Origin of the sequence: Streptococcus infantis (assembly GCF_047465525.1) — a bacterium.
In the GTDB taxonomy this organism is placed as follows: domain Bacteria; phylum Bacillota; class Bacilli; order Lactobacillales; family Streptococcaceae; genus Streptococcus; species Streptococcus infantis_R.
Map to the genome: position 1 here is coordinate 71,739 of NZ_JASGZS010000010.1, position 15,436 is coordinate 87,174.

Here is a 15,436-nt window from a genome sequence, read left to right on the forward strand (position 1 = left end):
AAAAAAGGACTTGAATCCGTCTTTTACAGATCCAAATCCCAACAAATGATGTCTATTTCTTTAAAACGATACGATCAGAAACGTCGCGGTCCATGTCATCGATAATAATTTGATTGCCCTCAGCTACATAAACCTTGATATCATCTCCAATAAAGACTCTCTGACTTTCTGGTTCAAAAGTGACCTTTTTAATTTCCTGATCACCATCAGCTTCAACTTCTGTCCATGTTCCAGTATTACCAGTAACAACGAGAGTAATGCTATCTCCCTCATCTTGCCCCTTATAGGTACCATCTATATTGATGACTGGAGCATTCGTAGCGCTAGCTGTTGTTGACTCAGATACCTGACTTGTTATCACTTCTGAACTAGTGCTTGTTTGTGGTGCCGAAGTTGTTTGTTCTTTTGTTGAACAAGCAACCAAAAGACTAAGACTTGCCAAAGTGGCAAGAGAAAGTGTGAATCTTTTTAATGTCATGATAGCTCCTTTCTTTTGGCGGCTAAAAGTAGCAAAAGTTGCTGAAACATTCCACCTCAACTATATCAAATAAGGGAAGGGAGGTCAATCAATAGATTCATAACCCAAGAGGTGGGCACGGACCTCTGATATAAAGTAGAGAGAACCTGTCACAAACAGTAACTCTTTCTCCCCTGCAGAACTATCAAAATTATCTATAAAATCTCGATAGGAAGCAACTCTATGATAGCCACTCAAATCCTGCTCCTCCAAAGAGCCTTGATAGTCGAAGCTCGTCACATAGAGAGCTGTATCAGGTAAATGATCTGTCAAATAAGTTAACATTCCGCTATAATCCTTACGCTTTAAAGCTCCAAAAAGGATTTGAGGGTGACAACCTTGCTGAATTTTTTTCTGGATAAATTCAACCAACCGCTCTAAAGCCGGTAAATTGTGAGCCCCATCCAAATAAATGTGCTCCGTAACAGCTTCTAGACGCCCAGCCCAGCTGGTTGTTTTCAGAGCACACCGGATAACTTCCTCATTGACCTTTTCACCTCTCTCTGTCATAAACAACAGAAATGCCTGCAAAGCAAGGGCGGCATTTTCCTCTTGATAAGCTCCTTCCAAACCCAGTTTTAGTCGGGTCAAATCCGCTAGAGAAGAAGAAAAATCTCCTGATTTGAAAGAAAAATCTCGGTCAGCTTGATAGAGAGTTACATCTAAATCTTCTGCTATCTTTTGACAAACGAGCTGGGCTTCAGGAGCTAAGTTTGCAATCACTGCTGCTCTTCCTAGCTTAAAAATTCCTGCTTTCTGTTCAGCGATTTCTTCCAGACTATTGCCCAAGGTCTCTTGGTGATCTAGGCCGATTGATGTAATAACTGCGATCTCTCCAGTCACCACATTGGTCGTGTCAAGCAAGCCACCAATTCCAACTTCTAATAGAACTAGATCCACCCCTTGTTCTTTAAAATAAAGCAAAGCAATCACGGTTAACAACTCAAAAAAAGACAACTGGTCATGTGTTTCTAGAAGTCTTTGCTCCATTGTTTTGACTTGATCTGCCAAACGGATAAAGTCTGCGTCCGATATGGGTTGACCATTGATACAAATCCGATCATGGATGCTAACAATGTGGGGCGAAGTAAAGGTCCCCACCTTCTTACCATGAGAAACAAAGAGCTCTCTCATAAAGGCAATGGTTGAACCTTTTCCATTTGTCCCTGTCACATGGATAATAGGATAGGCTTGCTCAGGGTTCCCCAGTAAATCTACTGCCCTCTGCATCCGCCCCAAACCTGATCTGAAATTCAAACCGATTCGACTATGAAGCCATTTTTCTACTTCAATCATGCTTATCTCCTTAACAAAAAAGCGAAGATTCTCTTCGCTTTTTACTCATTTTGCTAGATACTAGCTAAATTTTATTTTTAGCGTCAGGCTAAAAACGTTCACTGGACTTACCAGTTCTCTCTTATTTCAAGGAACTGGGCTGATACAGTCTCCCGAACTTACCAGTTCTCTCTTATTTTAAGAAACTGGGCTAAAAACGTCCACTGGACGTTTTTACTCCTCCATAAAGCTGTTGAAGACTTCTTCAATCATGTTCCATTCATCTTCTGAATCTTCAGGGATTGGTTGCAATTCGCCTTCTGTTCCATCTTCATTTTCGATGAATGAATAAGCTTGAATTTCAACTTCGCCGTTTTCATCTTCTTCTGCATTAACTGGTACAAGAAGGACATAGTTTTTACCAAATTCTTCTTTTCCATCAATAGTCAAAAGGATTTCAAATAAAGTTTCGTTTCCTTGCTCATCTACAAGTGTAATAAGTTCACGTTCTTCGTGATCGTGGTTGTGATCGTGTGACATAGTTTCTCCTCTGTCTTAAAATTTTCTATCTAAATAATTTTGCAAAATCAATTGAGCGGCTAATTTATCAATAACTTTTTTGCGCTTATTGCGACTAATATCCGCTTGCTCAATCAACATACGCTCTGCAGCGACCGTAGTTAGGCGTTCATCTTGATACTCTACCGGTAGACCAAAGAGTTCTTCTAGTTTGGCTCCATAGGCTCGACTGGCTTCCACGCGCGGCCCGCTGGTATTGTTCATATTTTTAGGCAAACCAACAACAAAACGGTCTACCTTATAGGTTTCAACGAGTTCCTTGAGGCGTTCAAAACCAAACTGACCTTGATCTTCATTGATTTGGATGATTTCAAGCCCTTGTGCCGTAAAACCTAACGGATCGCTAATCGCTACCCCTACCGTTTTTGAACCAACGTCCAATCCCATAATTCTCATAGATTATAGATCGACTCCTTGTCCTTTAAGGTAGTAGCGAACCAGTTCTTCAACGATTTCATCTCGCTCATACTTACGGATTTGATTTCGTGCATTGTTATAACGAGGAACGTAAGCTGGGTCTCCACTGAGAACATAGCCCACAATCTGGTTAATAGGGTTATAGCCCTTTTCACTCAAAGAAGCATAGACATCTGTCAATGTTTCACTGATTTCTTTTTTATTGGAATCGTCCAATTTAAAACGTACGGTTTCTTCAGTAAATCCCATTCTAACACCCTCTTTCCTTAGAATAGTACTATTATAGCACATTCGCGGTCGTTCTACAAATCACACAGTCTGATTCTGTTGATTTTCTATGACTTTCTACTGGACTGTTGCCCCATTTGCAACACGATTAGCAATATAGTCCTCTGGTTCGTTTTTCAATAGATTTTCCAGTCCAACATTCTTCAAGTATTCGTTTTCACTGGCTTTTTTAATATCCATCGTTTGGAAATCATAGCTAGTCTTGGTTTCCATTTCTTTCTCATTTAAAAGAGTCGTTTCAATGGTAAATCCTGAAATTTTTCGAGCCACTTGAACAGACTCATCCTTATCCTCAGCTTCTTTTAGAGCTTTTTTAGCTTCATCTAATCCTCGCTCAGAAATATAAGTTTTTAAGTCTTCTGATACAGGACGTTTCTGCTGAATGGTCAAGCTTAAAAATTGATTGCCTTTGTAGGTAATGATTTGAGTTTGCTGAGCACCACTCTCATCAGCTGGCAAAACCAAGGTCTTGGTAACAACTGTATTCTTGCTTGCATTTTCTAATACGGGCAAGGTAGACTGTAGGGCTTCTTGAGAACTCTCAGTAGTTGAAGCTGCTGTTTCTTTTTTCTGACCACATCCAACGAGCAAAAATAGTGCTGCGAATGTTCCAATGACTAACTTTTTCATAAATCCTCACATGTTATCCAATTTAAATATTAGAGAAGGCCAGGAGTCACTCCCAGCCTTGATGTTTTATAGAGCCGCACGTAAACGCGCTTCTGCATTTTCCACATTACGGACAGAGCGTGGCAAAAAGGCACGGATATCGTCTTCTTTATAGCCGACTTGTAGGCGTTTCTCATCTACAAGAATTGGACTTTTCAAGATACGTGGTGTTTCCATAATCAGGTTGAGCACTTCATTGACACTCAAATCTTCGATATCAACACCAAGAGCCTTTGCATAACGATTTTTCGATGATACGATACTTGCAATTCCATTGTCTGTTTTTGTCAAAATATCAAGTAGTTCTTCTCTCGTGATTCCTTCCTTACCGAGGTTTTGTTCTTTATAACTTAACTGGTGGGCATTGAGCCAGGTCTTCGCTTTTTTACAGCTAGTACAACTTGAGACTGTATAAATTTTGATCATGTACCTACCCCTTTCGCTACATGTTACTATCAGTTTAGACTATTATACCATAAAAAACATCGGACTTGCGACCTATTTTTAAAAAATTTTAACTTTTTGGGCAATTTTTGAACTTTTTTCTTGACAAAACACGAACTATAACCATTCTTTATATTTCTTAATGTAAAATTTCTTAATAACTGTAACGCTAAACATATACAAGAAAATAATACAGATTAAGAACACGAAGTAAGGAAGTCCTAAGGGTGCTAGACGAAGGATATTTACCAGTGGTCCATAAGGTAAACTGGTTACGAAGAAGGCTGCAACCAGAGTCATCAAAATCACAAGCCAAGCTGGTCTGCTTTGTACAAAAGGAACTTTTGCTGTACGAAGCATATGGATGACCATGGTTTGAGACCACATTGATTCGATGAACCATCCTGTTTGGAATAAGATAATAAACTGAAGGGCAGATTCAGATCCATGGACATAATGATGACCTGTCACCAATGGAACAATGATAAAGTAGAGGAAGATAAAGGTCAAAATATCAAAGACAGATGAGATTGGTCCCATCCAAACCATAAATCGCGTAATGGATTTTGCTTCCCATGTATGGGGTTGTTTAAGGAAGTCTTGATCCACATTATCAAATGGCAATGCCACACAAGACAAATCATAGACTAGGTTTAGGACAATGAGATGAACAGGAGCCATTGGTAAAAATGGTAAGAAAATACTCGCAACAAGGAGTGAGAAGATATTCCCAAAGTTTGAACTAACGGTCATCTTGATGTACTTGGTCATGTTGGCGTAGACCTTACGGCCCTCAACGATACCAGTTTCAAGGACCATGAGATCCTTGTCTAGCAAAATAACATCCGCTGTTTCCTTAGCGATATCGACTGCTGTATCTACAGAAATTCCAACATCAGCCACCTTCATGGATGGAGCGTCGTTGATTCCATCTCCCATATAACCAACGGCATGACCATTTTTCTTTAACTGTAAAATGATACGGGCTTTTTGATCAGGAGACAATTTAGCAAATACTGTTACACTTTCAACCGCTTCTGCCAATTCTTGGTCTGTCATTTGGTCAATGTCAGCCCCTAAGAGCATATGCTCAACGTCCAAACCAACCTTTTCACAAATGGCTTGGGTTACTTTTTCGTTATCCCCAGTTAAAATTTTTGTTTTGACACCATGCTCAAGCAGAGCTTGAATAGCGGGTGCTGCAGATGGTTTTGGCGGATCCAAAAAGGCAAGGTAACCTGTAAGGATCATGTCACTTTCATCAGTCACAGCATAGGCATAATCTTCACGTAGACCTGACTTGTAACCAACACCTAAAACACGCAAACCTTGACGGTTTAATTGACCAACTTCTGCTAATACTTCTTGGCGAATGTCTTCGGTTAGGGGAATGATTTCTCCGCGATATTCCACATGAGTCGAAATGTTCAACATTTCTTCTAAAGCGCCTTTGGTAACCATACTAACGACATTGCTGTCATCTTTGACGATGACACTCATGCGTCTGCGTTCAAAGTCAAAAGGCAGTTCATCAATCTTTTGGAAGATGTTATCCAAATCTTGTAGAATAACGTGTTCTTTAGCTTCTTTTTCAGTTCTACTGATGATGGCACGATCCATCAAGTTTTTCAAACCTGTTTGAAAATGTGAATTTAGATAAGCTCTTCTTAAGACCGCCATATCCAAATCACCATGGATATCCAAGGGATATTCTAAGACAATCTCATCTTGCGTTAGAGTTCCAGTTTTATCCGTACATAGGATATCGATTGCTCCTAAGTCCTGGATAGCATTGAGTTTTTTGATGACCACCTTTTCCTTGGCCATAATAATGGAACCTTTGGCCAAGCTGGCTGTGATAATCATTGGAAGCATTTCTGGTGTAAGTCCGACACCGACGCTCAAGGCAAAGACTCCAGCCTCTAGCCAGTCTCCATCAGTCAACCCATTTGCGAAAAACACGATCGGAACCATGACAAGCATCAAGCGGATCAAGAGCCAAGAAATGCTGTTCATTTCACGTTCAAAAGAAGTTGGCTCATCATAGGTGTTGAGAGTTTGCTCAATAGCTCCCATCATGGTGTCATCACCAACAGCGAGAACCATAGCTGTAGCACTTCCTGAGATAACGTTTGTCCCCATGAATGCCAAGGATTCTGCTTCTAAAAGACTCTCTACATTTTGATTAGTAGCTTTATTTAAAGCAAGCTTTTCGACTGCATCGCTTTCTCCAGTCAAACCTGACTGTTGAACGAAAAAGTCGCGGGATTCAAACAAGATAACATCTGCAGGAATCATATCTCCCGCACTCAATTTCACGAGATCTCCTACAACCAACTCATCGATGGGTAACTCTTGTTCAAGACCATCACGAATAACAGTTGCAGTGTTGACAATCATTTTTGAAAGATTGGTTGTTGCCTTGTCGCTCCGCAATTCTTGGACAAAACGGATCCCTCCTGAAATCAAAACCAAGACAACGATAATGATAGAAGTCGTTGGATCCTCTTGTCCAGGTTTGGCAAGCCAGACATTTGTAACGAGAGAGATAAAGGCAATCACAAGCAAAATGATTGTGAAAGGATTGATAATGGACTCATAAATTTTCTTAAAGATGGAATCCTCTTGACCCTTGGTGATGGTGTTTTCCCCATATAGGTCACGATTTTCTTCGACTTGTTCTGAATCTAAGCCTTTTAGACTTGTATGGTAAAAAGCTAGACTATCTTTAAATGGAGTTTGAATAGCTGCTGCTAGTCTTTCTTTTGTAGTTTTCATTGGTTTCTCCTATCTGTATGAATGGTGATTTCATACACAGAGTCCAATCACTTTATAAGGACAAAACGACACAAATCAGCGATTGGCTGTGTATGTGCGGTTCTGGATGATCGTCAATTTGCATCGTTTGTCTCCTTTCTTTGTTCTAAAATAGCAGAAAATCCTGCCATAAAATGGCAGGACTAAAAAACTTATTATCCGTTTTCGTTCAAGCTTTAACTCCATAGGGCGATGTAATGAGCTTAGTCTTGACCTTCGCGACCAGGACTGTTGACCAACGAGTAGTGTCTCCACTGCTTTGCGGTAGTCATCCGTATCCCTATGGTAGCCTCACCTACCGTTTTCGCCTTTCAGTATAAACCTTTAACTAGTAAAAGTCAACGATTTATCTCATTTTCTTTAGATAACAATCAATTCCTTTGGAGCAAGGGTTAATAATTCACAGCCGGTATCTGTAATCAGGATGTCGTCTTCGATACGAACGCCATATTTGCCTTCGATATAGATACCTGGCTCATCTGTCAATGCCATACCCGCCTTAATAGTTTCTGTAGATGTTTGGCTAAAGTATGGTTCCTCATGAATATCCAGCCCAATACCGTGTCCGATACCGTGAGTAAAGTAGTCTCCATAACCTGCCTCAATGATAATATCACGAGGGATTTTGTCAAAGTCACGGAAACCTAAGCCAGCCTTAGCCTGGTCAATCAAGGCTTGGTTGGCTTTCAAAACAGTGTTGTAGATTTCTGCTTGTTCGTCGCTGACATGGCCTAGGTAGATGGTACGAGTCATATCACTCACATAATGCTCGTAAAGGCAGCCGAAGTCCATGGTAATAGCTTCACCTAGTTCTACTGGCTTATGCATTGGGTGGGCATGAGGTTTAGAAGAGTTGATTCCACTCGCTAAGATTGTGTCAAAAGACAAACCTGCCGCTCCCAGCTCACGCATACGGAAGTCAAGGAAATTGGCAATTTCAATTTCTGTCTTACCTGGCTTGATAAAGTCAAGAGCATCGTGGAAAGCTTGGTCTGAGATGGAACAAGCCTTACGAATAGTCGCAATTTCTGTCTCATCCTTAATCATACGAAGTGCTTCAACAAACTGAGTCTGAGGAAGTAATTCCAAACCTTCAAAGGCGGTTTGCATGCGATGGTAATAAGAAACTGAAATCTCATCTTCAAATCCGATACGAGAAAGGCCCATATCTTTTGCAATCTTTGCGATAGTAGCTAATTCATCACGCTCTGCAAAAATCTCAAAACCGGTTACTTCTTGCTTGGCAGCGATGATATAGCGGGCATCTGTCACCAAGACCTGACGGTCACGGCTGATGAAGACTGTCCCATTTGAACCCCAAAATCCTGTCAAATAGTAGACATTTTTAAGGTTATTGATAATGATTCCATCTAGTTCTTTTTCTTGCATTTTATCTAAAAATGCTTGTACACGTTTATTCATGATGTAACTTTCCTTTCAAATACTGTCCTGTATAGCTAGCTTCATTAGCAGCTACTTCCTCTGGTGTCCCTGTTGCGATAATAGTACCACCGCCAACACCACCTTCTGGTCCTAGGTCGATAATATGGTCTGCTGTTTTGATAACATCCAGATTGTGCTCAATGACGAGAACTGTATTGCCATCATCGACAAAGCGAGACAAAACGGTGAGTAGTCGAGCGATGTCCTCAGTATGCAAACCAGTTGTCGGTTCATCTAAAATGTAGAAGGACTTACCTGTCGAGCGCTTGTGGAGTTCGCTAGCCAACTTCATACGCTGCGCTTCTCCACCAGAAAGTGTCGTAGCTGGTTGTCCTAAGGTCACATAACCTAGACCTACATCCTTGATAGTCTGGAGTTTGCGTTGAATTTTCGGAATGTGTTGGAAAAATTCTACTGCGTCATTGACTGTCATATCCAAGACTTGCGAGATATTCTTTTCCTTGTAGTGAACTTCCAGGGTTTCGCTATTGTAACGAGTTCCATGGCAGACTTCACAAGCTACGTATACATCTGGCAAGAAATGCATCTCAATCTTGATAATCCCATCACCCGAGCAGGCTTCACAGCGCCCACCCTTGACATTGAAACTAAAACGACCCTTTTTGTAGCCACGAATCTTGGCTTCATTTGTCTGGGCAAAGAGGTCACGTATATCGTCAAAAACTCCCGTATAGGTGGCAGGGTTAGACCTTGGCGTTCGTCCAATTGGACTCTGGTCAATATCTATCAGACGATCGATATGTTCGATTCCTGTAATCATCTTAAACTTACCAGGCTTGTCTGAATTGCGATTGAGCTTTTGTGCAATAGCTTTTTTGAGGATGCTGTTAATGAGGGTAGACTTCCCTGAACCAGATACCCCTGTCACCGCAATGAACTTTCCTAGTGGGAAACGAGCGGTGATGTTTTGCAAGTTGTTCTCACGCGCACCTGTCACTTCGATAAAACGACCATTTCCAACACGGCGTTCTGACGGTACAGGAATCGCGCGTTTTCCTGATAGATACTGTCCTGTGATGGACTTGCTGTTGCGAGCTACCTGCTTAGGCGTTCCCGCCGCAACAATTTCTCCACCAAAGACACCTGCACCAGGGCCAACGTCAATCAGATAATCGGCTTCTCGCATGGTGTCTTCATCGTGTTCTACCACGATGAGAGTGTTGCCCAAGTCACGCATCTTTTTCAGACTGGCAATCAAACGGTCATTGTCCCTCTGGTGAAGACCGATGGATGGCTCATCAAGGATATAGAGAACTCCTGAGAGGTTGGAACCAATCTGGGTCGCTAAGCGAATACGTTGACTCTCCCCACCTGATAGGGTTCCTGCCGAGCGGGATAACGTTAAATAGTTAAGGCCCACGTTATTTAGGAAAGTCAAGCGGTCCTTGATTTCCTTCAGGATAGGACGAGCAATAATAGCCTCATTTTCAGATAGAGTTAACTGGTCAATAACTTCCAAATGGTCTGCGATGGAGAGGTCTGAAATTTCTCCGATATGGAGTCCTTTCTCTCCCCCTACACGAACAGATAAGGCTTGGTCATTGAGACGATAACCATGACAAGTGCCACAAGTCAGCTCGTTCATATAGAGACGCATCTGTGTACGAGTGTAGTCGCTATTGGTTTCATGATAGCGACGCTTGATATTATTGACAACACCTTCAAATGGAATATCGATATCACGAACTCCACCAAATTCATTCTCATAGTGGAAATGGAATTCTTTCCCATCTGAACCATAGAAAATGAGGTGTTTATCCGCCTCAGATAAGTCCTCAAAAGGCCTATCCATATCCACTCCAAAGGCTGTCATGGCTTGTTCCAGCATGTTTGGATAATAGTTAGAAGAGATCGGGTTCCAAGGCGCCAAAGCGCCCTCGCGAAGAGTCTTGCTAGCATCTGGCACTACCAAGTCCGTATCAACCTCTAGCTTGATTCCCAAACCATCACACTCACTACAGGAGCCAAACGGTGCATTGAAGGAGAAGAGACGAGGTTCTAACTCTGGAACCGTAAATCCACATACTGGACAAGCATAGTGTTCTGAAAAGAGCAACTCTGAATCATCCATGGTATCAATAACTACATAACCTTCAGCGATACGAAGCGCTGCTTCAATCGAATCAAAGAGACGACTACGGATACCATCCTTGATGATGATACGGTCTACCACCACGTCAATGTTGTGTTGTTTATTCTTTTCAAGTTCAGGAACTTCGGTCACATCGTAAACAACCCCATCGACACGGACACGGACGTAACCATCCTTTTGAATCTTTTCAATCAGCGTCTTATGCTGACCTTTTTTCTTACGAACAACAGGAGCCAAAATCTGCAGACGCTGGCGCTCTGGCAATTCCAAAACCTTGTCCACAATCTGCTCTACAGACGAAGCCTTGATAGCCCCATGTCCATTGATACAATAGGGTGTCCCTACCCGAGCATAGAGAAGACGTAGATAGTCATTGATTTCCGTCGTTGTCCCAACCGTCGAACGTGGATTTTTACTAGTCGTTTTCTGGTCAATGGAAATGGCAGGGCTGAGACCATCGATAGAATCCACATCTGGCTTTTCCATATTGCCCAAGAACTGACGAGCATAGGCTGACAGACTTTCAACATAGCGACGTTGCCCTTCTGCATAAAGGGTATCAAAGGCTAAACTAGACTTTCCTGATCCAGATAGTCCCGTCACCACAACTAGCTTGTCACGCGGAATTTCCACATCTATATTTTTTAAATTATGGGCGCGAGCCCCATGGATGACAATCTTATCTTGCATATTACTTCTTTCTAGTCCATTGTTGCTTTCCATTATACCAAAAAAAGTGAAATTCTATTACCAAAAAAGCCGATTTTGTAGTATAATAAAAATCTTCTAATTTTATGTTTCCTTAGAGTTCTCTAACCCTTATATCACGCACTTTTTAATAAAAATCACTAACATTACTATTTACTACTTGTTCCCCCAAAGTACGCAAAAAGGGGAGCAAAAAAGCCCCACAAAAGGGCTAGGATTTGATGAGTTCAGCAGGCAAGAAACTAGCACGGTCAAACGTGCTTTTTTAATTGCTGGTTGCTGATAGGTATATTATACCATGAAGCGCGTGGTATATAAGACTATAGCCTTACAAAAGCCCTCAGATTTGCTTCTAAGGGCTTGGCTATAAGGAAGGATAGGCGGGACCGCCGAATGTCGCCCGCATTTCTCGACCCACTAACTAAGTGGCGCGTTGGAGGCGGATGCTTTTCAACCTCTATCCTTTATGTTTTTATTATATCACATTTTCTATTTATTGATGTTCAGGTTATCTCCAAAGAGTAGAGTCTCAATGTTCTTGTATTTAAAAGTTTTTTAAGTTATAATCTAAGCAATGAGAGTTACTACCTCCTACATTAAAGGCTTCGGCTGTTGGGGGTGTGTGCTCTCTTTTTTCTTTCAAAAATATCTATGATTTCATCACCTACTACCAAGAAAATATTATAACCCCGTCTCTGCAAAATGTTCTATAACTTCCGTTTTTACTCGTCCGCTCCAAAACAGAGCGAAATAGGGGGCAAATAGGAAGCCTAGGCCTACTCATATACTAACAGAGCACCATCACGATAGATTTTAGCAAAGTCTAGCAGTATCTCAACCTTAAGACGTTCATACTCAGCTTTATCAATTTCTAGTGTCTCATATAACTGCCATAGCTTTAATCTCTCCCCTACTCTTCTTGTAAAGAGATTAGCGAATATCTCGCGCCTTAAATCATCCAGATTATCCTTGTAAAAATCAATCACACCCACCAACTCCTCAGCTTTAGCTCTAAACGCTCCATCTTGACCATCTAGGCTCAATTTAATCAATGAGTGATAGCTTTTTAGAAATCTGTATACCTGTTTGACTGTCTCTTTTTTATCGATTTGCATTTTTTACCTTGTCCAAGTTCTCAATGGCTTTTTTCTTAATTCTGTAAATTTGTACTTTGCTAAAATTTAAATCATTACAGATTTTTATCATAGGGAAATTATTAAAGTATATCATTACCAATACCAACCATTCAACTACATCATCTAACTGATCTATCATGTCCATTACTTCCATACGTTCGCTAGTAATAGTTTGTATTTGCTCCACTATTTTATCTTTAAGTTCCAAGGTTTCCAGTATATTATCCTCGGTGGTATTGGTTTTGCTAGTTTTTACCCTTGTAGTGAATTGATTGGATCCAGATAATAGCCCATTGTCTAAACTCTGGTACTTTAGTTGCAGTCTCTGGATAAGGTCGTTCCCTTTCTTTACTCTTTTTAGTTGTTCCTCTATTTCTTTAAGATACTCCTTCATGGTATAATAGTTTTAAGGAATAATTTATAAAGGAGTCAGCCCTGTGCTGTCTTTTTTACGTTTTCCAGGAGTTCGATTATATCCCCCTTAACGTTCTTTGTCTCTAAAAGTATCTATATCTTAGGAAATCTTAGTGTTTTATCTCTAAAATAAGGTCTTGTGCCTTGCTATTTTAAAATGTAAAACCTAATCAAAACCTTGCCAAAACCTAATCAAAACCTAACCATTCTTTGGTTCTAAAATCAATCTGCATTTGCCATACCTGCCAAGTGTTCTATAGCTTCTTTTCTAGCCTGATATATCGAAGTTTTAGACTTACCTAATTCTTCAGCGACTTCCAAAACTATAAGATCATTCAAGTAAAAAAGTCTTAGGACAGAACGCTCAAGCGGATTGTCCAGTTTATCGATTAGCCCAGATATTGCCATTCTTTCCTCGGTAAGGCGCTCAATTCTCTGGAGTGTATCCTCTTTTAGCTTCAGAACACTTATAAGATTGTCCTCTGTCTTGTTCTCTCTGCTTGTCTGCACCCTGCTATGGCTTAGTGTTGGCTTTTTGATAATCCCACCTTCCAGGGCTTCCAATTCCAAATATAAGCCTTTGATCTCCTTGTTTATCCACTTAACGCCCTCTAGTTTTTCTTTTACCTGCTCTGGTGTCATGCCTTGGCCTCCTCTATGATATAATAATTGTGTTGAAATTATTGCCGAGGTGGAGAGCCTTGGCTTTTTGCTTTTTCTCTAGCTTCGCTCGAGGTTCATTTACTCCCTAGGAAGTAATTTCCCGTGAGAAAAAATGTACAATGACGGTGTGAAGTTCATAGAAGTGCGTGGATAGGGGAACACCCCCACTATGTTATAAAATTGGATAATTGAGTAGTAGCTTTATCGGTCAAAAAATCAAGCTAAACACTTAGTAAAACCACATGCTACCAACTTCAAAAACATTTCAAAAAAGGAATTTTCTGCACAAAAGAGGGCAGCGTTCTTGTACTTTAGCAAAATATACCCCCGTCTAAAAATAAAGGGGGTATCTCTGCCTCTTATCTCATAATCATAGCTGTTAGATATCTTGTAATTGAACTGTTGTAACTGTGATCTTTATTTAGATTTGTTTGAAAATGTTCCAAAAAACTACTTCATATTGTCTCACAATCTCAATCCATTCAGCCAAAAACTATCTCCTTTTCTGGTGTAGTTCACAAACTTTTGATAATGCTTATAATACTTGTCACGTTTCATATACTTTGGTCTTTCAGGAAAACTATCGAACATATATCCTCCACGTTTGGGACTCCAACCTGGTTCTACCTTTCTAGCTTCCCTCAGAGCAAGCTCCCAATAGTATTGGCAATCTGTCTTACTTCGGTTCAGTGTTGATTTGTGTATTTTCTGGCATGATCCACAACCATATAGCAAAAGTCTCTTATAGAGTTTTCTGCATCGATTACCACAAATAGGACAGAGAAAGAAGTAGCGATTGCCTCCCTTGGTTCCTGGTATTCTCGCTAAATCAAAATGATCACGTTCAAAGGTGATATAAAGGTTATCTAGGTCTATTTCTAGTTTTCTACCGTCCAACTCAGCAATACCGTGACTAATATTCTTGTTTTTCATTGGCTTTATAAATGTCTCTATGGTTATTGATTTTATAACTTCCATTCGTTCAAAAATACTCCTATATATGGAAAAACCCAAATTGATTGGGTTAGGTAGCAATGAAACCACAAAAAGAGGCTAGTGCCTCTTTGCTGCTATTCTTCACTGAGTAAGCCGCTTACTACCACATTACGGATAAACTGAGCTTGTTTTTCTTTGGGCAGTTGCAGGGCTTCAAGTAAAGACTCCAGAGCTTGCTTGTCTGTGCTTTCAATCAACTTTTTAATGATATTCTGGAACTGCCCTTCTAGGTACTCGCAAAAATGGATCCGCTGTGCTTGTGTTGGCTGCACTGGTACTGGTGAACTATCTGCAATCAGCAAGAAGCAGGCTTCCGCGATTTGGGCGAATAACTTTGCACGCGCTTCAGGGTGTCTGTATAACTCATAGGCGTTTATGCTGGTGTCTTCTGCCCAGAGCTTCTCACCTAGTTCAATCAATTCAGGCGTATCTTCAAGACACACTGGTGTTACATCCGCCATAAAATCGTCACGCTTACGGTTGAGTTCCTCCAGTTCTTGATCTGCCTGTTCAAAGTATGCTGGTTCTATCATAGGTTTCCTCCTTATTCTTTATATAGGATCAGTAGACCCAATGTTGCACTTAAATTCTCATAATCACCTTCAGTCGCTTCAGTGTATTTCACATCCACAACTTCAACGCTTGCCATAAAGTCGTTGACTTGAGATTCAAATTCCTCCAGGCTTTGCTTTTGCTTCTGATAAAATAGCTTGACTTTCATTTTTTAGCTCCTTTTTTATACGCTTCTTGAAAATTTTATACACTTGTTTTTGAAAGTGTATAAAAAATAAAGTCAGTAATTCCGAGCCCACTGAAAAAGTCATCAAATTGATGGCTTTTTTGTTATACTAGAGATGAGGTGAAATGATGCTTGATAATCAGTTAACTATGGATGTCAGTCCTTATTCTAGTTTGTATAATATCGTGGTTCCTAAAACCCACTTTTTACGTCAGCTA

General features: G+C 40.6%; 16 protein-coding genes and 1 riboswitch. All 16 genes read right to left on the reverse strand.

Annotated features, from left to right (window positions below):
- Nucleotides 1-52 precede the first annotated feature (52 nt).
- Nucleotides 53-478 carry an SP_0198 family lipoprotein gene (locus QM374_RS05260; RefSeq protein ID WP_414311080.1) on the reverse strand — a complete coding sequence of 142 codons (426 nt, stop codon included), beginning with the start codon at nucleotides 476-478 and terminating at the stop codon, nucleotides 53-55.
- 84 nt (nucleotides 479-562) lie between these two features.
- On the reverse strand, nucleotides 563-1,813 hold the full coding sequence (locus QM374_RS05265) for a bifunctional folylpolyglutamate synthase/dihydrofolate synthase (RefSeq protein WP_414311081.1): 1,251 nt from the start codon (nucleotides 1,811-1,813) through the stop codon (nucleotides 563-565).
- 213 nt (nucleotides 1,814-2,026) lie between these two features.
- Nucleotides 2,027-2,332 (reverse strand): DUF1292 domain-containing protein, encoded by a 306-nt coding sequence (locus QM374_RS05270; RefSeq protein WP_000017624.1) that lies wholly within the window; start codon nucleotides 2,330-2,332, stop codon nucleotides 2,027-2,029.
- A gap of 15 nt (nucleotides 2,333-2,347) precedes the next feature.
- On the reverse strand, nucleotides 2,348-2,767 hold the full coding sequence (ruvX, locus tag QM374_RS05275) for a Holliday junction resolvase RuvX (RefSeq protein WP_414311082.1): 420 nt from the start codon (nucleotides 2,765-2,767) through the stop codon (nucleotides 2,348-2,350).
- A gap of 3 nt (nucleotides 2,768-2,770) precedes the next feature.
- Nucleotides 2,771-3,037 carry an IreB family regulatory phosphoprotein gene (locus tag QM374_RS05280; protein ID WP_414311083.1) on the reverse strand — a complete coding sequence of 89 codons (267 nt, stop codon included), beginning with the start codon at nucleotides 3,035-3,037 and terminating at the stop codon, nucleotides 2,771-2,773.
- Between the two features lie 96 nt (nucleotides 3,038-3,133).
- Nucleotides 3,134-3,706, reverse strand: a complete 573-nt coding sequence (locus QM374_RS05285; RefSeq protein ID WP_414311084.1) for an SP0191 family lipoprotein — start codon at nucleotides 3,704-3,706, stop codon at nucleotides 3,134-3,136.
- A gap of 66 nt (nucleotides 3,707-3,772) precedes the next feature.
- The gene (gene spx / locus QM374_RS05290; RefSeq protein WP_000591165.1) at nucleotides 3,773-4,171 is read right to left on the reverse strand and encodes a transcriptional regulator Spx; all 399 of its coding nucleotides are present in this window, start codon (nucleotides 4,169-4,171) and stop codon (nucleotides 3,773-3,775) included.
- Between the two features lie 135 nt (nucleotides 4,172-4,306).
- Nucleotides 4,307-6,967, reverse strand: a complete 2,661-nt coding sequence (gene mgtA / locus QM374_RS05295; protein ID WP_414311085.1) for a magnesium-translocating P-type ATPase — start codon at nucleotides 6,965-6,967, stop codon at nucleotides 4,307-4,309.
- A gap of 192 nt (nucleotides 6,968-7,159) precedes the next feature.
- Nucleotides 7,160-7,313, reverse strand: a riboswitch (M-box (ykoK) riboswitch).
- 53 nt (nucleotides 7,314-7,366) lie between these two features.
- A complete protein-coding gene (locus tag QM374_RS05300) occupies nucleotides 7,367-8,428 on the reverse strand; it encodes a M24 family metallopeptidase (protein WP_414311086.1) in 1,062 nt (353 codons plus the stop codon).
- Nucleotides 8,421-11,252, reverse strand: a complete 2,832-nt coding sequence (gene uvrA / locus QM374_RS05305) for an excinuclease ABC subunit UvrA (RefSeq protein ID WP_414311087.1) — start codon at nucleotides 11,250-11,252, stop codon at nucleotides 8,421-8,423. The genes QM374_RS05300 and uvrA overlap by 8 nt, the downstream gene beginning before the upstream one ends.
- Before the next feature lie 794 nt (nucleotides 11,253-12,046).
- Nucleotides 12,047-12,385, reverse strand: a complete 339-nt coding sequence (locus QM374_RS05310) for a hypothetical protein (protein ID WP_414311088.1) — start codon at nucleotides 12,383-12,385, stop codon at nucleotides 12,047-12,049.
- Entirely contained in the window at nucleotides 12,372-12,800 is a 429-nt protein-coding gene (locus QM374_RS05315; protein ID WP_414311089.1) for a DUF1492 domain-containing protein, read from the reverse strand. Before QM374_RS05315 ends, QM374_RS05310 begins: the two co-directional genes overlap by 14 nt.
- Nucleotides 12,801-13,042: 242 nt before the next feature.
- Entirely contained in the window at nucleotides 13,043-13,462 is a 420-nt protein-coding gene (locus QM374_RS05320; protein ID WP_414311090.1) for a DUF1492 domain-containing protein, read from the reverse strand.
- 486 nt (nucleotides 13,463-13,948) lie between these two features.
- On the reverse strand, nucleotides 13,949-14,452 hold the full coding sequence (locus QM374_RS05325; RefSeq protein ID WP_414311093.1) for a hypothetical protein: 504 nt from the start codon (nucleotides 14,450-14,452) through the stop codon (nucleotides 13,949-13,951).
- A 101-nt stretch (nucleotides 14,453-14,553) separates the two neighbouring features.
- On the reverse strand, nucleotides 14,554-15,012 hold the full coding sequence (locus QM374_RS05330) for a hypothetical protein (RefSeq protein ID WP_414311091.1): 459 nt from the start codon (nucleotides 15,010-15,012) through the stop codon (nucleotides 14,554-14,556).
- A gap of 11 nt (nucleotides 15,013-15,023) precedes the next feature.
- The gene (locus QM374_RS05335; protein WP_414311092.1) at nucleotides 15,024-15,200 is read right to left on the reverse strand and encodes a hypothetical protein; all 177 of its coding nucleotides are present in this window, start codon (nucleotides 15,198-15,200) and stop codon (nucleotides 15,024-15,026) included.
- Nucleotides 15,201-15,436: the final 236 nt, after the last annotated feature.